Genomic DNA, 22,390 nt, shown 5'->3' with positions numbered 1-22,390 from the left:
CAGCTACTGCAATATCTGATCGATGCAGCGCAACTCATCATCCGAGAACTTCAGATTGGCGAGTGCTGCGACATTCTGCTTCACCTGCTCCGGACGGCTCGCACCGATTAGCGCTGAAACCACTGTCGGCTTTCTCAGTACCCATGCCAGTGCAAGCTGCGCCAGAGACTGACCACGCTTCTGCGCCACATCGTCCAGCGCTCTCAGCTTTGCCAATTTGTCATCTGAGATATCGCTTGCATTCAAGAACACGCTCGCACTCGCCGCGCGCGAGTCCTGCGGAATCCCATGCAGGTAGCGATCCGTCAGCAGTCCTTGCGCCAGCGGTGTGAACGCTATGCACCCCGCACCCTCTGCATCTAGCAGCGACAACAACTCCGGCTCGACCCAACGATCGAACATTGAGTACCGCGCCTGATGAATCACGAACGGCGTCCGCAACTCACGCAACACTTTGATTGCGGCCTTCGACTGTTCTGCCGAATAGTTCGAGATTCCAACATACAACGCCTTGCCCGACCGCACGATCTGGTCCAGAGCCAACATTGTCTCTTCTACCGGAGTGTTCGGATCGGGCCGATGCGAATAGAAGATGTCCACATAATCGAGCCCGAGACGCTTCAGGCTCTGATCCAAACTTGCGATCAGATACTTGCGCGAGCCCCATTCGCCATACGGTCCTGCCCACATCCCATAACCGGCCTTTGAAGAGATGATCAATTCATCGCGATACCCTGCAAAATCTTCGCGCAGAATTCGTCCGCAATTCTCTTCTGCCGATCCCGGTGGCGGTCCGTAATTATTCGCCAGGTCAAAGTGCGTTATGCCAAGATCAAATGCCGTGTGCAGAATCGCGCGCGCGTTCTCCAGTCGGTCTACGCCGCCAAAGTTGTGCCAAAGCCCAAGGGAAATCGCCGGAAGCTGCAGCCCGCTACGGCCACAGCGCCGGTATGACATAGTTGCGTATCGATCTTCGTGTGCTTGATACACGAATTCGCCTCTCATTACCGAAAGTAGTGGTGCGTCCACGTTAACAAAACTGGAGAGAGTAGCTCAATCTCCTTATTTCGCCGGTGCCGGCTGAGGCGTGGCCTGCGGCGTCCCAAAGTTCACTTTCGGAGTCTGTCGTGATCCTTCGCTCGCCGCGAAATACGCATTGTTCGGCTGGAACCCGGCCCAGCCTGCAAACACGTTATGCGGAAAGACCTGAACGTACGTGTTGTAGTCCTGCAGTGTGTCGTTGTAGCGCTTGCGCTCCACGGCGATGCGATTTTCCGTGCCTGCTAACTCGTCCTGCAAGCGTAGGAAGTTCTCATTCGACTTCAACTGCGGATAGTTCTCCACCACCAGCAGCAATCGTCCCAACGCTCCGTCCAACTGCTGGTTCGCTGCAATTTTCTGCTGCGGAGATCCCGCCGAAAGCAGCGCAGAACGCGCTTTCGCGATATCGCCGAAGACCGTTTGCTCCTGCTGTGCGTAACCCTTTACGGTTTCAACCAGGTTCGGAATCAAGTCCGCGCGTCGCTGCAAAACAATGTCCACCTGCGACCATTGGCTCTTCACCGCCTCGTTCTTCTGCACCAGCGTGTTGCGCACGCCCACATACTGTCCAAACGCAAGGAACGCAATCAGAAGCACCACAACCACGACAATCAAAACGTTCTTCATAAGTTCTCCTGAGCAACTGATTACAACACGAGATTACGAGCGAGGCGGACGTGCGCCCTCCAGCGCTTTGTCCACGGCTGCTGCGACCTGCTCAACAACGTCCAGATACTTTGCGAAAAGCTCATTCACATCCAGCTTCTTCGGATCCAGCTTGTGCGCTCTCACGTCAAGCACTTGCTGCACGGCCTTCGCGTCGAACTTAAGTACACTTGCTATCGCTTCCACTGTTTCACTCTTGGATGTCGGAGCAGTCTGCCCCAGCGCGATCAGAGCGTGCCTGAACAGCGTGACGAAGGAGGAGACTGAGCGCACCAGCAGTTCCCAGAGCCGCCGAGAATCATCTGAGTTCAGCAGGAACTGTTGTCTCAGCAACAGCAGCTTCTCTCGCAACTCATACTCGACTTGCACCCGATGCAGATCCATAGGAATCTGCAATGCCTCCAGCACGTCTTCGCCATGCAGCACCCGGTGATGTCGCTTCATGTCCAGCAGTTCGATGGCAAAAACATCCTGTGATGAGTTCATCTCTCTGCGCGTCATAAACAGCGGAGCAACCTGCTTCTGCCCTTGCCACCAGCGCACAACGGGAGCCAGTGCCTTCAGCTTCGCCAGCGATCCATCTGCCAGCACACAAAACAGGTTCACGTTTGAAAACTCAGGCTGAAAATCTCCAGCCACAGCCGAACCAAACAAAATCACGCTCTCGAGGTTCGTCCCGGCTGCCTCTCGCATTCGCTTTACGAATTCTTGAATCTTGTCTTCCGGAATCATCGCGCCTCACTCCTTACCAACTGCTGCTCGCTCCGCCACCACCGGAACTGCCGCCTCCAAAGCCGCCGAATCCGCCTCCGCCCCCGCCTCCAAAACCACCGCCGCCAAAGCCGCCACCACCACCATACCCGCCGCCTCCGCGGCCCCCAAACATATTCGAAAGAAACAGCCAGAACAGCAAGTTGCGCAGCGGGGTAAGCAAAACAACCGCAATGATGAAGATGATCAGAATGATGCCGCCCACCGAGATCTGCCCACCATCCTCCCCGCGATCCCTTACGACTGGCATGGGAGGAACGTTCGAAAGCGTCACGCCAGCATCCTGCGCAATCACCGCCGACACGCGATTGGTTACCAGCAGCAGTGCTGCGCTGTAATCGCCGCCCCGCAGAATTGGAATTGCTTCACGCTGAAACCCGCCAACCTTGCCATCCGGCAAAATCGGCTCCAGACCATATCCCACTTCAACGCGCGCTCGATGATCCTTGATCGCATACAGGATCAGAACTCCACGATTTGAAGATTTGCCCCCGATACCCCATTGCTTGAACAGATCAACTGCATAGCTTTCTACGTCGCTTCCATCCAGTGTGTTGACCGTCACCACTGCAATCTGCGCATGCGCCTTCTGGTCCACCTGCAGGCAGATCTGCTCCATCTGGGCCTTGGTATTCGGCTGCAGCACATTCGCAAAGTCGTTGACGTACCCGGTCGGACGTAGCTGTGAAATGGGTTCAGCATTTACCGCAATTGCCAGCAGCAGGACCAACCACTGCAAGATGCCGAATCTAACGATGGATTTCATCGCTGCCGATTGTACAGCACGCTTGTAAAACCCTCCTGCAAGCGAGTGATCCCATAGCACTCCTATTCAGGTCCGATAAAGGAATCCCATGCGCCTCCCACCACTTCTCCATCGCAAGTCTCTGGGGAAAATTGTTTGTTTTTGGCGTACTATTCCTCTGATTCCGCGACGTACTGAAATCGTCTTCGACTCGAGAGAGCCGGGGAAAAGCGTGAAAGGAAACGTCATTTTATGATGAAGATGTTGCAAAGCATTCTGTGCTTACTGCTCATCGCATCTCCCCTTGGGGCCCAGTCAGTGAAGAAGCCCACTACCGGCATGCCGCCACTCATCGACCGCGAACTCATATTCGGCGATCCAGAAATCGCTGGCGAACACCTCTCGCCCGACGGTCATTACGTCGCATTCCTCAAGCCTTGGAAGAATACTCGCAACATCTACGTCAAAGCCGTGAGCGAACCGTTCAGCGCCGCTCGCCTGCTGACAACAGAAACCAAGCGCCCTGTCGCTGGATATTTCTGGACGCGTGACAGCAAGTACATCCTCTACGCCAAGGACAATGATGGCGACGAAAATTACAACGTGTACGCCGTCGATCCCGCCGCGAAACCGGCACCCGGCGCAGAGGCTCCGATCTCGCGCGATCTCACCGGCCTTAAGGGTGTTCGTGTCGCACTTTACGAACTTCCCAAAACCGATCCCGACACCGTTTACATCGGCCTCAATGATCGCGACAAAGCTTGGCACGATCTTTACAAACTCAAAATCTCCACTGGCGAGAAGTCGCTGATTCGCAAGAACACGGAACGTATCACCGGATGGAACTTTGACCTCAAAGGCCAACTCCGCCTTGCCACCCGCAGTGCGGAAAACGGCGACACCGAAATTCTGCGTGTTGATCCCGACAAGTTCACCAAGATTTACTCCTGTTCAGTCTTCGAATCCTGTGGCCCGGTCCGTTTTCAGGCCGGAAATGACCGCGTTTACATCGAGACGAACAAGGGTGCCGAACTTAATTTCACCGCACTAGCGCTTCTGGACCCGAACAGCGGCAACATCGAGATACTTCGATCTGATCCAAAGCATGAAGTGGACTTCGGCGCCGTAATCTTCTCCGAGGTCACCGATAAGCTGGCGGGTTATTCCTTCTATCGCGATCGCGAGGAATACCACTTCGAGGACGCAAGTTTCGCCAAGGATTACGAGTGGGTCAGCAAGCAGCTTTCACGCTACCAAGCCACCTTGGGCGACCGCTCGCTCGACGAACGTTTTTGGATTGTCGTGGCGAACAGCGACACCGAGCCCGGCGCAATCTACCTCTTCGACCGGCAAAAGAAGACTTTGACGCTGCAGTACAAGGGTCGTGAGCGTCTGCCCCGCGAATCATTGGCCGAGATGAAGCCCATCAAGTACAAGTCCTCCGACGGCCTCGAAATTCCCGCTTACCTCACTCTGCCCAAGGGCGTACCCGGCAAGAACCTGCCAGCTCTCATCGTTCCGCACGGCGGCCCATGGGGACGCGACACCTGGGGCTACAACCCCATCGCGCAGTTCTTTGCCAATCGTGGCTACGCCGTCCTCATGCCAAACTTCCGCGGTTCCACGGGGTATGGCAAGAAGTTCCTCGACGCTGGCAACAAGGAGTGGGGACGCAAGATGCAGGATGACGTGACCTGGGGCGCGAAATACCTTGTCGCTCAGGGCATCGCCGATCCCAAGCGCCTCGGCATTCTCGGCGGCTCCTACGGAGGCTACGCCACGCTCGCCGGTGTGACGTTTACTCCCGATCTCTACGCCGCTGCCGTCGATATCGTTGGCCCCTCGAACCTCATCACCCTGCTCGACTCGATTCCGCCCTACTGGGAGCCGATCCGCAAGCTGTTCTACGAACGCATGGGAGATCCGAATACACCGGAAGGCAAAGCAATGCTCACCGAGCGTTCGCCTCTGACCTCCGCCAATAAGATCACCACACCGCTGCTTGTCGTTCAGGGCGCGAATGATCCTCGCGTCAATCGCCGCGAAGCCGAACAGATCGTCATCGCACTCCGCGATCGCGGCTTCCCAGTAGAGTACCTGCTCGCGCCCGATGAAGGTCACGGCTTCGCTCGTCCAGTAAACAACATGGCGATGTTCATGGCCTCCGAGAAGTTCCTCGCCTTGCATCTCGGTGGACGCTATCAGGCCGACGGCACACCCGAGGTCACGGCGCGCCTCAAGGAAATTACCGTCGATCCCAAGACGGTCGTACTCGCCCCAAAGGTTGATGCCAGCAAGATTGGCACGCCAAAGCCCGCAACCGACCTGCAACCCGGAGCCTACAAGTACCAGGCCAGCCTCGACGCCGGCGGTCAGCACCTTGCGTTGAAACTCTCCACCACCATCGCGGAAGAAAATGGTGCATGGACCGTCACTGACGTCATGGACACGCCACAGGGATCCGCCACCGATGTAGCCTCCCTCGAAAAGGGAACGCTCATCGTTCGCAAGCGCAGCGTCAAGCAGGGTCCAGTCGCAATCGATCTGGATTTCAAAGATGACAAAGCCACTGGCAAAATGAGCTTCAACGGTCAGGAGCGTCCCGTCGCCGCTGATCTCGGAGGCTCTCTCTTCGCCGATGCCGCCGGCTCGTCGCAGGTGATCGCCTGCCTTCCCCTTGCCGACAACTACAGCACCACTTTCCGCAACTTCGACGTCCAGCGGCAAAAGGTCAAGCTCGTCCAGCTAAAAGTTGCGGGCAGTGAGCAGATCGTCGTTCCGGCCGGGACCTTCGATTCCTTCCGCGTCGAACTCTCTTCTGCAGACGGCGGAGCCGACAAAGAAACCCTCTGGGTCGCAAAGGACACGCACAAAGTTGTGAAGCGCAGCGCTGTCCTCGCTTCTGCCGGAGGCGCGACAATCACGCAGGAACTTCTGCAATAGCAACCTGCATATGTATCCAAAAGCCGCGCCCTCGGACGCGGCTTTCATTTGCTCGCAGCTTCAGTGTGTATCGACAACCTGCACCATTGTGTTCGGATAATAGTGCGCGAGAATCGCCCTGTAGTCTTTTCCTTCGCGCGCCATTGTTGCCGCCCCGCGCTGGCACAATCCAATTCCATGCCCGCGCCCCACTCCGCTCAATACTGCGCCATGCTCGCCCTGTGCTTTGCTGAAATTACTACTCGGCACCGAGTTCCACCCCATTTTCCGCGCCGCTTTGATGCGCGCCCCTTCGTTGCCTGCGACCAGCGTGTCGGCGGCTTTACCACTGATCGCTGAGGACCACTTCTCCGGCGACCTCCGGCAATATGCACACTCCACCGCGAAATACGGATAGTCCCTCACCGGAGCATTCAGATCCGCCAGCGAGTGCGTTCGTCCTCCGCAACTTGCCGAATACATCGCCGCAAACGACTGTCCTCTCCACGCCAGCACCTGCCCCGTTGTCTCGCGAGTGGCAATCGCCACTCGGCTATTCTCCGCCGGAGGCTGTCGCAAGAACTGACAATGCGTCGTGTCGCAGAACTCCGCATTTGCATGTCGCGGCCCGCCTTTGAGCAAATACGAGCGCGACACAACGGCCTGCGCCTTCAATGCCTCCATTGGCGTATCCGCTGGCAGTTCCGCAGCCACCACCGACGCCACCGCCGTTTCCAAATCAATTTCGACGGTCGCCAGTAGCTCACCTCCAGCCGCCATGATCGACAGCTTTCCCCGATACCGCCTCTGCAACTTCCCCGGCACAGCAAAAACGAACTCCGACTCGCCGCCATCTCGAGCGCTGAAGATCAGTTCCCTGCTCGCAACTTTCATCCGAGCCCACTGCAACACGACGCGATTTCCCTCTAAGCTCAAGAGGCCTTGTTCTTGTGCATCTCCGCCTAATGACATTTGTTTTCCGTCAGCACTCACCGTTAGCGGTAACATTGGTAGCGATTCAACCACAAGCTGTTTCGGATGAAACAACCCGAGCACTCCAACGCGTACCCGGTGCTCCGCTGATGCCGATGCGAATACCGCGAGCAAAAACGCCAGCACTGCGGCCCGCCTTTTCAATTCGCGCCCTCCAACTCCCTTAGCATCTTCCCCGCCAGCGTTGCAGTCTGCGCTCCTGTCGTCCCATGCTCCCGAACCAACATCACATATCGCGGCATCTCCGCAGGCCACGCGACCACTACAAACCCGTCACCCGGCGCGTGATGTCGGACATGAATGCATTGAGTCGTGCCAGTCTTTGCCAGCAATCGCTGCCGTTGCCGCCCCAATCCCGCCGCCGTTCCTTCCTGCGCCGACAGCGCCATTCCATCCACGATCTCGCGAATCCCCGGCTGTGATCTTCTGCGCAGCAGCATTGCATAGGCCCGCAACAACGCGTCCGGAGACTCACGCCACACGCCAAACTCACCCGCCATTGCTTCCGGCGAAGCATTCACGCCAGGCCCGTTCAGCCCATAACGCCGCGCAACTGAAGTTACCTGAGCGCCCCCGGTGCGCCTCGCCATCTCCACAAAGTACGCATTGCACGAGAACGCAACCGCCCCAGCCAATTGCAAACTGCCGTGAGCCTTCGGCAACCAGCAGCTCTTTCCTCCCTCACACACGTAACGCGGAAACCCATATCCATGACTTTCCGCATACGCCAGCGCGGTAAAGGGTTTCAACAGAGATCCAACCGGAACAGCCTCCTCCCCTCCAACCCAATGCTTCGCCAACGTGCGGTTCTCTCGCACATCGAGCAGAATGTACGAAACATCTGACGAAGAGAATTCAGTTGCGAGTCGCCTCGAGATCGTTTGCGATGACATCTCCTCTGTCGCTGCCGCATGCGAATCGCTCCCAGCAATCAGTGCCGCTGCCGTCACCACGCCTACCGCAAGTCGCCACCTTGTCATCGCGCCCGTTCGTAACGCACGCTCTGCGTTTCCACCGTGCCATTGCGCCGTGCCACCACTGTCTCCGACTTCACTCCTTCGAGGGTCCTGCTCAGGCTTCCAATGTTTTCCGAGAAGAACTGCGGAGTCCGATAGTTTCCCCACACGTTCCGATTGGGTCTGTCCACCACGGATGTAAGACGCGCAAAATTCTGCCGCTCCCGGCTGTGATCGAATCCTGCAAAGTAGATCGCGGGTTCGACGGTCGCTGATTGCGACACACGCCCAAGCACCGTTGCCAGCGCCGCGCCATCATTGCTGACGAAGAGTTCCTTACCCCGCACAGCCACGCCGATCTTTGCCAGCCCATCCAACTCGGAATATCCCTGAGCGGCCTTCTTCCACTCCACTCCCAGACTCGACGCTGTCAATCCTGGCGAAACGGTGCGCTGAAACACCTCCAAAACCGACTTCTCGTTCCAGTCATTTGCCGCCCTCAGCACCACCGTTGAGTGCAGTCGCACAAACACCCCGTCCTGCGCAGCTTCTGAATCGTGTATCTCCAGCGCAGCCTGCACGTTCGTCTGCTTCATCAATTCCTTCATCGAATCATCGCCCGCAGTTCCATGCGTTTTCTGATCCGCAGCAGGAGACACATCGATCCGCACATCCAAATTCGACGCACTCCCCGGCCCCTGATCTCCACTTGAAACCACCGGCGCAATCTTCGAAACTGGAGCAGGCCCGAGCCTCGGAGTTAGCACCTTCTCCTCGACCAGCGCCACCGATTCCTCCACGGAAGGCGCTGCCCATGCGCGATAGAATCCCGTACCCAGCGGAACGAGTCGCATTAGTTGCGCAGTTTGCAAAGCGCTGTCCCCAGCCGCAGCAGCATCTTGCGCGTTCTTCATCAGCAACACTCGTTCCTCGCGATACTCTCCCGCCGACCGGAATAGGTCGCTCACCGAAGACTCATACTGCCGCAACTCCGTGATGTTTTGTTGCACCCAGTATGTCCGGAACTGCGGAGTGCGCGTCACCTCTGCCAAATGCACGACCAGTCGCAAATCTCCCGCATTCTTGGCCGCCTTTATCGCATCCACGAACCACCCCTGCTCGCCCAGCGCAGCTTGCTTCTTACCCGCCAGCAACGTCAGCGCTCCCGCAACCAGATCCTCTCTCGTGCCAAGGATCATGTAGTCACCATCAATTGCGAAGGCCGCCACACGCTCCGATTTCGCATCCGTGCGCACGTAGAACTTGCGTCCCTCCACCTCGCGCGCCTCAAACTTTCCTCTCTGCTGCCATATTCCCGACTTCGCTGCACTGTCGCCCGCAATTCGAGTGATGTAGAGAATCTCGAGCTTGCCAATGTCATACACCGCGAGTGCACTCTGGCCGCCTGCAACATCGCCAAGGAACGACATATCTGGCTTCAGACCTGCCGCCTCCGCAAACTCCGACTGTGCATCATGCAGTCGCAGAAACAGCCGAGAGCGGCTGAACACCTCATAGTTATCGGTTGTAACCCACGCCTTCTTCTCCGGAGACGCGTTCCACTCCCGCAGCATCGAGCCAAAGTCCTTCGCCTCCACAAACAGTACCGCATTCTGCGGCATCAGGCTGGCCAGCGACCTCTCCGGCCCACGCGCAACATCCTGATACATCGCCCACCCCGCAACCACCAACACTCCCGTGATGATTACAGCCGCGATTCGCTTCATTGCGCGCGCCCTCCCTTTCCACTCGCGGCAGGCGGCACCTTCGTGACCGCCACCAACCTCGCGTGCACCATGTGCTCTTGCTCAAGCTGCTTGTGAATCGTTGGCATGCGACGCAGGTTTGTCTTGTTTCTGTCTATCGCGGCTCGCACCGACTTCATCTGCCTTACGGCTTCAGCTTTTGTGCTCGCCACTGTCTTGTAGTTCAGTGCCATGCGGTAATAGCGAAGTGAGTTCTCGAGCGCATTCACATTGGCATACGATTTCGCAACTGCCAGAATGATCCCCACCCGTTCGTAGTCTTTCTGTGCGGCCTCCACATCATCCGCCATAACAGCAGCGGATGCATTCGTATCCTCCGCCTCAGCCTCGTCGTCTTCTCCGCTCCCCGAGTATCGATTGTTGTAGTTTGCGGAGACTCCATCCATGAACCTGCCTCGAAGCACCAGCTCAATGCTCGCAAGCGCCAACCGATCCCGCTTCATCGCCGCGAGCACCTTGAACAACTCCACATGCACGGCATTGTTGCCCGGCTCATCCGATACCGCATTCAAAAGCAATCTCGCTGACATCGCCGCATCTCCCGCATGCTTCGCGGCTGCCATGCGCGCCGTTGTGAAGTACGGCTTGTCAGCCTCGCCCGAGGCCCGAGCCATATAGTTCAGTTCCGCGCTTCCGAGTTCCGCCGTGCTTCCCTTCAACACCGCAGCCGCCGAAAGCCTGTTCGCGTATTCCGCCTCAGGATCGCGCGCCAATGCGGCCGCTCGCGCCTGCGCCCCGACCACGTCCTGTCCAGCCGCAATCTGCTCCTGCGCCAACTCTAGTTGCGCATTTCGATCCCAGGGCTTTGCTCTCACCAATTGCGACAGGAACTCAATTGCCTCAGCATGCCTTCCATTCTTCGCCAGCAACGTCGCCGAGGGCTCCAGGTTGTCGAATGGCTGCCCCACGACCAGAGTGAGCCTGCGCAACACATCCATCGCGCCCGCATCATCTCCATCCTGCAATCGGATCTCAGCCAGCCCCAGCATATTTGCTGAATTCAATTCATGCCGAGCAATCTCTTGCTCAAACACAAACTCCAACAGTTTGCGTGCTGCCTTTCGCTGCCCCAATCCTTGCAACGAAATCGCCACATCCCGCAATTTCTCTGCCTGCGGAGCCTTCTCCGGATCTGCGCGATAGTGCTCCACGATGGAATCGAATTGCCCATTTGCCAGTGCGATCCAATATCTCACCTGAAGCTCTGTCGCGTTCGGATCCTGTTCCGCAGGTAATGCTGACGCCGCTTGTCCGAATTCCTTCCTCTCAACGAGATGCAACGCGTACTTGTCTTGCCACGACCTCAGGTTCTCCTGCGCGTACTCACGCGACATCGCTTCTGAATTGCTCGACAGTCCATCACGTAATCGCGCAATCATCTGTTCGTACATCGGGCTCTTCTGGTTCTCCAGAATCCACGTGGCGCCGATCAGCAGTTGCAGCATTCCATGCGGCTCAGGCGAGATCGACGCCAGTTCCAACATGAAGTTCACACCTGCTTGCGGCTCTCCCATTGCGACATACGCCGAACGCAGCATCCCATCCGCCTGGTACGTTCCGTTTTGTCGCACATAGTCGCGCAACACCGCCTCCCACTGCGGACGCAACTCGCCCACTACGTGCCGATTTCCGATGTGATTCATCGTATAGTTAAATGTCGGCCAAAAATCCGGAGGCACCACGCGTTGATGCACCTGTGCGTCCAACAACTCCAGCGCGGCCTTCCACTCCGCAACGGCGTCTGCGCGTTTCTGCTGACGCCAATACAGCACAGCTATGCGGTCATGCATATCGGCCCGCGACGGTGCCAGCTCCAGCGTCCGCCTATAGTCCTCCACCGCTCGATCCAGCTTGCCCGCGTTCGCGTAATACTCCGCAATCGCGATATATCCCGATGCACTCGCAGGAGACTGTTCCAGTTGCGCCGGAAGAAACTCCTCTGGATCACCCATGCGAGTCACGCCTAGCCACTCGCCATACCGCGCGCCGTAATAGAACCACGGATTGCCCGCCATCTGCCGCGAGCGATCAACTGGTTTCCCAAGGCGCTCGCCAATCGTGCCATCGCCCAGCGCATCGCGGAATGCCACATCAATCGCCGAATTATGATCCGCAAAGTACAGCCCTGTCAGTCCTGCATACGCTTTGCCCCACACCGGATCCAGCGACCTTGCCCGTATCGCAAGAGCTTCCTGCGCCTGTGCCGCCGAGCCATGTGCAATCAAGTACTGGCATAGCGCGTCGCCCAATCCTGCCCGAGTGCTTCCAGCCATCTGCACCAACTCCTGCGGGTTCCGCTGCAATAGCAGTTCGAAATAGTTCTGCTGCACCGCACCTCCGGATTGAACCGCTATATCGCGCAGGACCCTGAACTCCGCATCCGTCAGTGCGCCCGAGCGATACACACTAGCCGCCTCCTGCAACACGCCAATCCGGCCTGTCTGCGGCGATAAGCGTTGTGCATACTCCTCCAGAGCCGACCCGAGTTCCTCCCACCGCATCCTTCGCGATTGCAAGTCAACGAGTTCAGGCTTGTACACGCCTCCATTCGTGGAGCCAATCATCAACTTTCGCAACCAGCGTGCCTGCAAATCCGACAGCCCTGCCGCTTTCGCTAGAGGCACGAATACACCCGCCACCTCCTGGTTCGAACTGCTGGCCGCATTCTTCTCCAGCCACGCCGCAAACTGCAGCTTCTCTTCGGGAGTGAAGTACTTTCCCGCGGCCTGTCCCATCGCTTGCATAGAAGCCTGCATTCCCGCAAACGCCGTGGCGCGTCGCATCTCCAATTCACGATTGCGCCATTGCTGGTCCGTAACGGCCGCCATCACTCCATTCTTTTCGACCTGCTTCACCGTGACCGCCATCTGCGCCACAAGCGAATTCGCATCGGCCACGCCACGCTGTAATCGCGCATAAGCTGCATCCTGCTGGCGAAGCCTCGTCATGATCTCGACATACACCCGCGCGCCGTCGTGATTCTCCGAAACTGCAAGCAGGTCTCTGCCCGCCGTATCGACTCCCTTCTGCGCAAACTCCCGAGCCTGCTCCAGCATGCCCCAGCTTTCAAGTCGCTTCGCGGCCTCGTAGAAGTTCGAAGCCTTCTCCGGACGATTGTCGATGAGTGCTGTACGGAGTGCTGCAACGGCATCCGCCGTCTTCCCCTGTCGCGCACGCAACTCCGCAACTTTCTCCATCCATTTCGCGTCGTGATAATTCAGATCGAACAGTCTTTGGTACTCCGCTGCGGCCTCATCGAAACGCATCAACCGCTCCAGCAACTCCGCTCGCGACGTCCGCAGATCCACGCGGTCGGGACGAATGTTCATCGCGATCCCATACGCGTCAACGGCCGCCGGATAATCCTCCATCTGCGTTTCAATCTTTGCCAGCGCCATTGGCCAGCGATAATCCTTTGGCGACTGCTTCACAGCATTGCGGTAGTACGCTAGCAACTGCTCCTTGCGGCCATTTCGTTGCGCGTACAGCGCCGCTTCCGATAACAGCCCCTCATCTTCGGGATAGTGATTGATGATCTCGACATACTGATCTACCGCGCCCGCATAATCCTTCATTCGCGTGAGTGCCGGAATCAGTCCGCGACGCAGAGCTGCAATCTGCCGCGTGCGCACATCCTGCGTCAACGGCGTTTTGCGCAACATCTCGATCTTGTCGAGAGAGAACTGCTTCAGTCCCTGATCATCGTTCGCACGCGAATAGCTATCCGCCATCGCGGCCAGGTACCGCTCGTCATAAGGCGACTCGCCCAGCAATTGCGTCAGCACCCGACGCGCAACATCAAACTGCCCAGCTTCGTTCGCTTTCTGCGCCGCCTCCAACCTGAACTGCGTCCTCAACTCCGGATACGAGTCGTTTGCCGCTTGCAGCAGAACCTCTATCGCGCGTGCCTTCTCCTTGTTGTTCCAGTAGAAGTCCACAGTTGAACGCACCACGCCCAACACCTTCGAATTCTCTCGGTACAACGCCTCCACATTGCGCTGCGCCTGCGCTACATCCTTCTTCGCTTCGTAGAAGCGAACCAACGAATACCTCAATTCCAACTTGCGCACAGGATCAGTCGTGACGGCAGCCTGTTTTTCCAGCACCTTCTCCTGCACCGACTCCAGTGATCGCTGCTTCGCCGTTTCTTCCAGCCACTCCAGAAGCTCAAGCGAGTCTGTCCGCTCGCCAATCGATGCCAGCAATAACCCAACGTCCTTCTGGCGATTCTGCGCATCCAGCACCGCCATCCGCAGTTTCAGCGCATCAATACTCAGAGCGCTGCCTTCAGCCAGTTGCGCCGTCGCTCGATCCGTTTCATCTCTCAACGCTTTTCTTCTTGCCAAGTCGAGTAGCCGGTTATAAGGACGCGAACCCTGATGCTCCTTCAGCGCCCCTTTCACATACTCCCGAATGGCCTGCGAATACTCATGCTTGCTCTCATAGATCGCGCCCACTTCGTACGCATAGAGCGCGGGATCATTCAGCTTCGTCCTTCCCTCATTCAGCAGCTTCAGTGCTGTATCAAAATCGAAATAGTCCCAATAGATCGTCGCTGCATCCAGATACGCCTGCGGCTCTCCCGCCCTCACCTGCGCTATCCGGTTCCAGTACGGTGCTGCACGCTCAAACAGTTCTCGATCGGCCAGCACGTCTCCAATCCGCGCCAGTCCATCGCGATTGCCCGGATCGGCGTTGTACAGGTTCTCCTCGATCTTCACCGCCACTTCCGTTCGCCGCGGATCAAACGCCGCAAGTGACCTGTTCACCGCCGAAGCTCTTCGCCCCAACTCCGCATCTGCCGGATACAACTCCGCCAGCGCGCTCATCACTGGAGCCGCTTCCTCGAAGTGCGAACTCCAGAACTTCGCCTCTCCCACAAATCGCGCCGCCACCGGATTCGCACTCGCCAACTCATTCCACCGCAGTTGCGGCACAGCCGACTCCGCTGTGCGCAACTGCGCCAGTTCCGCGTCCAACTTTCCTGTGCGCGACAGGTACTCGAAATACTGATTCCTCAGGTCTTCCGCTTCCCACCAGTGCTGCCGGAGCAAGCTCTCCCACATTTGCGGCTGTGGCTTTCGATATGCATTCAGCAGATTCCTCACAAACTGCAGATCGTGCGGGAACCTTTTGTTCGCAAACTCATTCAGTCGCACGTAGTAATCACGCCCATTCACCACGTCCGAGAAATAGCTCTCCAGCTCTGTTCCCGAGAAGATCTTCACCACTTGCTCGCTCAAGCGCGCGAAATCAGCATCCCTCTTATTCCGCAAATAGAATCGCGCCAGCTTGTGATACCACGAGCGATCTGGGAACTGCTGGATCGCTCTCTGATACACCTCTTCTTGCTGTTGCCCTAGCCTGTTCTGTTCCAGGAATTGAGCCAGGCGTTCATACAATCCGGGATCGTTCGGATTTCGATCCACCTCTCTTCGCAGCACCGCCAACGCTTGCGGTAGCTGCTGCATCGACGCCAGCCGCGACAAGTAGCGCTCAAGGTAATCCGAATACCACGATTGCGCGCTCTTCACCGCACGTTGAGGACTCGACACCTGCGTGGAGAACGCCCTGTTCTGCTCAGGCTCTCGACGCTCGCTCGCCCCGTCTCCGTATTCGCTCTCTCCGCATCGTAAAGAGCAAATTCCTCCTGCGTCCGGTTCTCCCTTGCATACCCATCTGCCAACAGCAGGCCCACTCGCTCCCGCTCCGGATCATTCGGAAACGTTTGCAGAAACTGCTTGCCATCGCGGATCACCGCACCGCTCTCGCCGTATGCAGCATAGGTTTCGATCAGCCGGGAGCGCAGCCCCGCCCTCGCTTGTGAATTTGGAAAGCGCGATTCGAAGAACCTCGTCAGTTCCGCCGCTTCTGCCCGGTGAAAATACGGAACTGCCCGCCGCTCTTCTTCCGCATACGCATAAGCCGGAGATGTACCGTTCAATATCAGCGACAGGATTCCATTCAGGAACCCCGGCCCGCGATCCATCGTTCCAATATCGCGATACATCGACAACTCGCCACTTCCAATCCGCACGCCCTGTTCCGGAGCGTCCAGCAACACATTGACCAGTCCCGCAAGTGCCTGCTCCTGCGCATCCGGACGATCCTTCGTGTTGTAGAGGGCGTAGTAGTAACGCGCCGCCTCCGGACAATTCCGAATGCCCTCATTCAGCTTTGCCAACGTATAAAGTTCCTGCGAGTTCCACTTCGCATTGCGCTTCTCATTACTCAGGCGATATTGAGTAATCGTCTGCTGCGCCGCATCCGTTCTTCCCTGCCGTTGGTAGTAATAGAAGACCCGCGCCGCCGCACTCAGATTTCCTGGATCGCGCTCCAACGCTGCTCTCGCTTGATCGAGAAACCTCCGTGTTGTTCGCGTTTCCTTCATCAGCGAGAAATAGCTATCGATCAACTCCTGCGGCCACAGTGGCTGGAAATGCTGGTCGTAAACCGCGAGTCCTTGCTGTATTGATCCCCGTCTGTACTCGAGCAGCGCCCGCTGCTTCACCGGAAGGATCTCGTCAGTGGGCACAGCCTGCCGATACTGCGCAATCAACTTCTCCGCTTCGGCGAACTGCTTCTGGTCGAGCAGAAACTGGAAGTACCTCGCATAAACCGCGGCCTGCGCTGGATCGCGTTCAATCCACTCGCGGTAGTAACGCGAAGACACGTCCGCACCCATCGCATTCTCGCCAATCACTTTGAAGATGCGCTCAAACGCCTGCCATGACCGCCTCTGCTCCACGTCCGTGTGCTTCTCTGCCGCATCATCCTGCGCCCGCCCAATTTCCGCCAACGCCGCGATCTCATCCGCCGCACGCAACCTGCGATGGTAGAAATCTGCCAGCGCCCATTGCGACTGCCCGTGATCCTGCGAACTCTCGACATACTTCTTCCAGTCCGCTTCGGCTGCGGCAAAATCGAGCGACGCTTCTTCATTCAACGCCCGCAGCGAATACAATTCCGGCGTGGGCTGCCGCTTTATCAACTCACTTAGCAGCGGTGTTGCCTCCTTCGGCGGACGCAGACCAAGAACCTTGCTCACTGGCATTGGCATCCAGCGATACAGCACAGCTTCAATTGCCGAACCGGCCTCTGCGTTTCTCCAAACCTCTGTCGCCCGCGCGCCGCTCACCACAGCGCCCAACACCAGCACGCCCGCGCAGCATGGCAACAAAACCCTCGCCACTTGTTTCGATGAAACTTCAAGGAAGTACTTCAATGCGCACCTCCTGTGTTCCGATGTTGTGAGCAACATCCTCTGCGATTACCGTCAGTCCGTAAGTCCCCGCCGGAAGATCCGCTGGAATCTGCAAATCCCCTGTGTTCGCTCCCGCTTTTGCATTCCACCGCAGTGCGATCGGAGCCGCACCTTCCAACCTCGCCGTCAGCGTGCGCGTGCTCGCCGTCGCACTCACCTTCAGCGGAATCGTCCCGCCTCTGTGATACCGATTGCTGTTCAAATGCACATTCACCACCGGTGGCTTGCTCGCGATCACAAATGTCTTTGCTTCGCGATACGTGTGCCCATTCTTGTCCCGAAGCACCAAACCCACCGAGTACGTTCCGTCCTGCATGTCGTCCGGAGCCACGAATCTCGTCTGCCACACGTCCTCATCGCCGAGATGTCGCAACCTCTTCGTCAGCCCAAATGGGAAGATCGCCACCACCGACTTGATCGACTCATCCGTATGCACCCTCAGCACCGGGTCACCCGGACGAATTACTCTCGGCCTGAGCAGCGCTCTCGGCACCGCGAGAAAAGATGTGTACGGAGTGACGAACTTATACCTGCGCGACAACCTGATAATCTCTTCGATACTCTTCGCGTCTTCGCCTTCGCGCTCAATCTTCTCCAACAAGGCATCCACTCGCGCTCTCGCCCAAAGCCGTGGTAACTGCTCATGCTCCAGAGATTTCTCAGGCAGCGACGCCGCGCTCTTCATCTCCACAACATTTCCATCGCGCACGCCGCGAACCGTCATTTGCACCCGCGCCGCCTTGTCATACTGACCCACCCAGTTCGCTATCGATCCACCAAACGTGCTGTCCTGCAGCGGATACACCATCTGCACCGCCGACTCTGGCTCCACTCTCAACCCAAGCTGCGCCACCGGCGTACGCCCAATCTTCGATACAAACGCATTCAGTTTGAATTCCACCGGCTCCGTCGAAAGCACGTTTTCCAGCTCGCCCTCATTCCTCGCCAGCATGCGTAACAGCGGCAAGTTCGCATCATCCCCCACAGCGAAAATGTATGTCCGTGGCCGCTCCGCTTCCGGCAACTGCTTCCAGCGCTCGCCATACCACTTCGCCAGCGTTCCTGTCCTGATCACGCCCCGCGTGGCCCCGCCATCACTTAGCAGAACGAGGTATCCGTTGCCATGCACATTCGCAAACTGCGCCAACCCCGCACCCAGCGCCTGCTGCAGATCGGTTCCACCTCGCAACCGGCTTGCTCTCACAAACTCCAGCGCCCGTTGAATGTTCTCCCGCTGCGCCGGAACCAATTGTGTCTGAAACGCCCCTACCTTGTTGTTGAACAGCAGCAGATTGAATCGATCTTCCGGACGCAGCGCCCGCAAGACGGTCTCCATCGCGCTATAACTGCGCTCCAGCTTGTCCCACTGCATCGAGAGCGAGTTGTCGAACAAAATCACAACCATCCTCGGCGCGCCACCATTGCTCGCGGCTTGTTGACCCGTTCCAACCAACGCCTGCGCCTCAAAGAATCCTGGCTCATCATGTCCACGCACCGGATTCTTCTCCGCCGCATCTGGATGCGGCGTGTCCGGATTCCGATACGCAATTACATCCAGCGTGTCTATGCGCTTCGGGTTGAACTGATACGTCAGCGCGAAGTCCTCGCTCAGCGTGATGTTCCTTCCCTCATACGCAGCCTTCACCTGATGCGCATCGCGTTGCGTCACCTTCATCGCATACGCATTACCAACAAATTGAAAATTCGTAAGCTCATGCGCCGAACGCAACTCAAACTCGATCTTCAGCCTGCCCGCCGCCTGCACCTGGTAAGCATCGGGATGAATCGGAATCGCAAAGAACGACTTCAGATTCTCTACCGGAATATTCTCGTGATACTGGAACTCCAGCCGCTTCGTGCCCCACGGAGCAATCGGCACAATCCGCGCACTGAACGCCGCACTCCGCCGCGCTTCTTCTACTCCGCGCTCGCCCATCTGCAGCAATCCCGGATCAATCGCCTGCGCCTTTGCCTGCGCATAAATCTCGCTTGCCCGCTTGCGCTCCAGAATCACCGCTGGAATCCGCGTCGGCCCATCCCACACCGCAAAGTCGCTCACCGTCGCTCGGCTTGGCAGCGCAAAGATGTAGTTGCCCTCTTCGATCGAGGCCGTGTGATTGCCGAAGATCTGCTTCACATCGACCCTTGCCACGCCGTTGTCAATCACGACGCGAATCTCCATCTCGTCCAGCGACAGAATCGCCGCATCAGGCTGGCTCTTATCGCGCGGAATCAGCACTCCCGCATCGCCCCACGCCGCCATCGCCGAACACACGACCACCAACCACACTTGCAGTAGGCGTCTCATCGTTCCAACCTTTGTTCAGGAATCCTCGACAGCCCATTGTCCGTTCCCACGTAGACCACATCATTTGCCGCCGCCAGCGCCGTCACGTTCAGCGAAGGCAATCCTTCCGTGACCGCCGACCACCTGCCCGACCTGCGGTCCATCACATACAAACCCTGTCCCGCACTCCCGGCCAGCACCATGCGATCCGTCACGAGCATCGCGTTCGGATTGATCACCAGGTTTCCGCTCGCCCCATCGCTCGCTTCAAACTTCCCTGCCGCATCCATCCTCATCACACCCGCGCCATAAGTCCCAAGCCACCACTCATTGCCGACCGGAACCGCCGCCGTAATCCAGTTATGCTTCAGCGCCGAAGTCGCGGTCGTGTAGTTCGCGCGAATCCTGTCGCCTTCCAGCAGGCTCACGCCTCCCAAGGTTCCCGCCAGCACATTCGTCCCATTCGCCGCGACCGTGTAAACGTGGTTGTTCACCAGCCCATGGAATGCATACAAGCTCCGCACTCCATCTCCATCGATATATGTCAATCCAGCCGGAGTCGCCACCACCACGCCATCTCGATACGGCACAACATCCGTCACGTGATCCGCGATCAACCCCGCCTGCTTGGTCATTACCTGCCTGCGGTTCCCTCCAGCGTCAAACAACACCAAACCGTTTGCCGTCCCAACCGCAGTTGCGCCCCGCAATACGTTCGGACGAATCCGGTTCACGCAGAAAACGTGGTCATCCTCGACATGCCTTGCATCCTCGCCCTCGACAACATCCAACCCGCGATCGAAATACCCGACCCACAGCCGTCCTGCTCCATCCACTCCCAGTGCCGAGATGTTGCGATCCGTCAGCAATCCTCCCGAGGGCTCCAATACGCGCTTCCATCCACCACTCTTCGCTCGCGCATAAACTCCCGACTGCGATACCGCATACAGCGTCGGTTCGTCCGTTCGGAACAACTGCCCGACCTCCGCAAATTCGCCAACCGTGGAGTACTCATGCACATCCCGCAGCGTACGCTCAAACGGAATCTCCAACACTCCGTCGTCCATCGTTCCTGCCAGCAGGCTCTTATCCTGCACCAGCAAACTCCTCACAAACGTCCCCGCCACCACCGTGCGCACAAATCTTCCCGCATCGAATTCTGCTATACCCGCCGGGCCTCCAACATACGTGCGCGTTCCATTCAGCGCGATGGCATACGCCCGCGGATCGGGCATTCCATTCGTGTCCGTGAACCACTCCGTGCTTCCACCATGCCAGTGCGCAACTCCACGATCGAGCGTGCCAATCCAAAGATCAGCCTCACTGCCCGCCAGTGCTGTCACATATATCTGTTTCAGTGTTGAATGGAGCGGTACCAACCGCTGTCCGTCAAAAAGCAACAGCCCTCGTTTCGCCGTACCAATAAGAAGGTGTCCCGACGCTACCGGCAGAATCGCCGTCACGTGCCTCAGCTCGCGATCTTCCGGAAGTATCTGCCTAAACGCCGAGCCATTGAATGCCAGCACGCCCGCGCCATCCGTGGCAATCAACAATTCCTGTTCGCGCGACCCAGCCAACACAGCCCGAGCAACCCTCACTAGCGGTGCCGGAGGCAGTTCTCTCCCCACGCGAAAATCGCGCAGCGGCTTTCCTGTGCTGTCATACTCAAACAGCCCAGCCGAACCTGCCACATACAACTTTCCATTGAATTCCGCCGCCTCGGTGAAGGTCGTCGGCGCGCTCACCCATTCGAAACCGCTGTCCACCGCGGGCATCAACTGCCGCACCACAAACCTGTAACTCGAGTCGGCGCTCTCTGCGTCCTTCGCCGATCGCAAAGCCACGCTCGCCCTCCAGCCGACCACTCCAAGCACAGCAACAGCGGCCGCCGCGAGACCCAACACCCTCAGCAACCACCGCCTGCGTGAGTTCAGTAAGCTGGTCATTTTTTCGCGCTCCGAAATTGTGCTCCCAACTATATACGTCCCCCCATCCAGCTCTCAGCAGAAACTTTCCTCCCGCCGGACGTCACCTCCGATATGGCACTTCGCCTGCCAACCTTCACGCCTTGTATTTCTCAGCAGTTACGGACCATTCGCCCCCCCGTGCTCGTGTCACGTCGGACACGCCCCGTGTTCAGTCACACACGGCGACACAACCGCCCGCGCAATCTGCGCGCAACGGCTATTATGTTTGCAATGAAAACTCTCCGATGCACGCTCGTTCTCCTTGCTGCCGCCATCGCCTTCGTCCTCCCCGCGGCAGCGCAGCAAAAACGCATCAGCCCTCACGAAACCGTCAGCGCCGTGATCGACGGCAACCGCATCACTGTCGTCTACGGACGCCCCTACACCCGCGATCCGAAGACCAGTGAGCCGCGCAAGATCTGGGGCGGACTCGTTCCCTACGGAAAGATCTGGCGCACCGGTGCCGACGAAGCCACGCTCCTCATCACGCAAAAGCCCATCCAGCTCGGCAACGCAAACATACCTGCCGGAGCCTACACACTCTGGATCCTCCCCTCCGCCGACAAAACCACGCTCATCGTGAACAAGCAAATTGGCCAATGGGGCATCAGTCCAAAGGACCCGAAGCAGACCTACGATGAAGCGAACGACGTCGCTCGCATCGACCTCAAGAAGGACACTCTCCCGCAAGAGGTAGATCAGTTCACGATTTCCATTGAACCCAAGACTAGCGGCGGAGGAGGAGTCCTCAAACTCTCGTGGGAGACCACACAGTTCTCCGCACCGATCGCCGTGAGAAAATAGGAAGAGATATGAAGAAATATTAGAAGGCGCACTTCAGGGTGCCCCATCCTAAACTCGGTGTACGAGTTTAGGGTGGGGTAGTTGACCCTGCTTTGCTCTTGCCTCTACGCTGTCATCCTGAGCCGCAGGCGAAAGGATCCCCGCACCGCTGCATTCCTCCACCTCCGCCCCAGGTCACCTACATCTAATTCCAACCTGCGAACGCACC

At 57.8% G+C, this 22,390-nt stretch carries 13 protein-coding genes; 2 read left to right on the top strand and 11 right to left on the bottom strand.

The annotated features are described in order from the left end of the window. Window positions 1-3: 3 nt before the first annotated feature. The 4 genes from mgrA to AC6IZD_RS03400 all read right to left on the bottom strand — a co-directional run bounded on the left by mgrA (window position 4) and on the right by AC6IZD_RS03400 (window position 3,244). Window positions 4-990 (bottom strand): L-glyceraldehyde 3-phosphate reductase, encoded by a 987-nt coding sequence (gene mgrA, locus AC6IZD_RS03415; RefSeq protein ID WP_497786280.1) that lies wholly within the window; start codon window positions 988-990, stop codon window positions 4-6. Window positions 991-1,062: 72 nt separating this feature from the next. Next, entirely contained in the window at window positions 1,063-1,668 is a 606-nt protein-coding gene (locus tag AC6IZD_RS03410) for a LemA family protein (RefSeq protein WP_497786279.1), read from the bottom strand. 33 nt (window positions 1,669-1,701) lie between these two features. Then, window positions 1,702-2,439, bottom strand: coding sequence for a hypothetical protein (locus tag AC6IZD_RS03405; protein ID WP_497786278.1), 738 nt, complete (start codon window positions 2,437-2,439; stop codon window positions 1,702-1,704). Between the two features lie 13 nt (window positions 2,440-2,452). Continuing rightward, window positions 2,453-3,244, bottom strand: coding sequence for a TPM domain-containing protein (locus AC6IZD_RS03400; RefSeq protein ID WP_497786277.1), 792 nt, complete (start codon window positions 3,242-3,244; stop codon window positions 2,453-2,455). A 231-nt stretch (window positions 3,245-3,475) separates the two neighbouring features. On the opposite strand from AC6IZD_RS03400, the gene AC6IZD_RS03395 reads away from it, so the two are divergent. Then, window positions 3,476-6,166 carry a S9 family peptidase gene (locus AC6IZD_RS03395; RefSeq protein WP_497786276.1) on the top strand — a complete coding sequence of 897 codons (2,691 nt, stop codon included), beginning with the start codon at window positions 3,476-3,478 and terminating at the stop codon, window positions 6,164-6,166. 60 nt (window positions 6,167-6,226) lie between these two features. Here AC6IZD_RS03395 and AC6IZD_RS03390 read toward each other — a convergent pair whose 3' ends face one another. The 7 genes from AC6IZD_RS03390 to AC6IZD_RS03360 are packed head-to-tail and all read right to left on the bottom strand — an operon-like array spanning window position 6,227 to window position 21,357. Continuing rightward, entirely contained in the window at window positions 6,227-7,282 is a 1,056-nt protein-coding gene (locus tag AC6IZD_RS03390; protein WP_497786275.1) for a SpoIID/LytB domain-containing protein, read from the bottom strand. Continuing rightward, the gene (locus tag AC6IZD_RS03385; protein WP_497786274.1) at window positions 7,279-8,118 is read right to left on the bottom strand and encodes a penicillin-binding transpeptidase domain-containing protein; all 840 of its coding nucleotides are present in this window, start codon (window positions 8,116-8,118) and stop codon (window positions 7,279-7,281) included. The genes AC6IZD_RS03390 and AC6IZD_RS03385 overlap by 4 nt, the downstream gene beginning before the upstream one ends. Further along, entirely contained in the window at window positions 8,115-9,821 is a 1,707-nt protein-coding gene (locus AC6IZD_RS03380) for a hypothetical protein (RefSeq protein ID WP_497786273.1), read from the bottom strand. The genes AC6IZD_RS03385 and AC6IZD_RS03380 overlap by 4 nt, the downstream gene beginning before the upstream one ends. Beyond that, entirely contained in the window at window positions 9,818-15,415 is a 5,598-nt protein-coding gene (locus tag AC6IZD_RS03375) for a tetratricopeptide repeat protein (RefSeq protein WP_497786272.1), read from the bottom strand. The genes AC6IZD_RS03380 and AC6IZD_RS03375 overlap by 4 nt, the downstream gene beginning before the upstream one ends. Then, complete coding sequence (locus AC6IZD_RS03370) at window positions 15,391-17,085, bottom strand: tetratricopeptide repeat protein (RefSeq protein WP_497786271.1); 1,695 nt, start codon at window positions 17,083-17,085, stop codon at window positions 15,391-15,393. Before AC6IZD_RS03370 ends, AC6IZD_RS03375 begins: the two co-directional genes overlap by 25 nt. Further along, complete coding sequence (locus AC6IZD_RS03365) at window positions 17,069-19,432, bottom strand: VIT domain-containing protein (protein WP_497786270.1); 2,364 nt, start codon at window positions 19,430-19,432, stop codon at window positions 17,069-17,071. The genes AC6IZD_RS03370 and AC6IZD_RS03365 overlap by 17 nt, the downstream gene beginning before the upstream one ends. Further along, window positions 19,429-21,357 (bottom strand): hypothetical protein, encoded by a 1,929-nt coding sequence (locus AC6IZD_RS03360; protein ID WP_497786269.1) that lies wholly within the window; start codon window positions 21,355-21,357, stop codon window positions 19,429-19,431. Before AC6IZD_RS03360 ends, AC6IZD_RS03365 begins: the two co-directional genes overlap by 4 nt. A 252-nt stretch (window positions 21,358-21,609) precedes the next feature. On the opposite strand from AC6IZD_RS03360, the gene AC6IZD_RS03355 reads away from it, so the two are divergent. Continuing rightward, on the top strand, window positions 21,610-22,182 hold the full coding sequence (locus AC6IZD_RS03355; RefSeq protein WP_497786268.1) for a DUF2911 domain-containing protein: 573 nt from the start codon (window positions 21,610-21,612) through the stop codon (window positions 22,180-22,182). Window positions 22,183-22,390: the final 208 nt, after the last annotated feature.

This window comes from Koromonas humicola, from assembly GCF_059726255.1.
The sequence above is the reverse complement of the archived record's forward strand: the minus strand, read 5'-3'. Positions and strand labels throughout refer to the sequence as shown.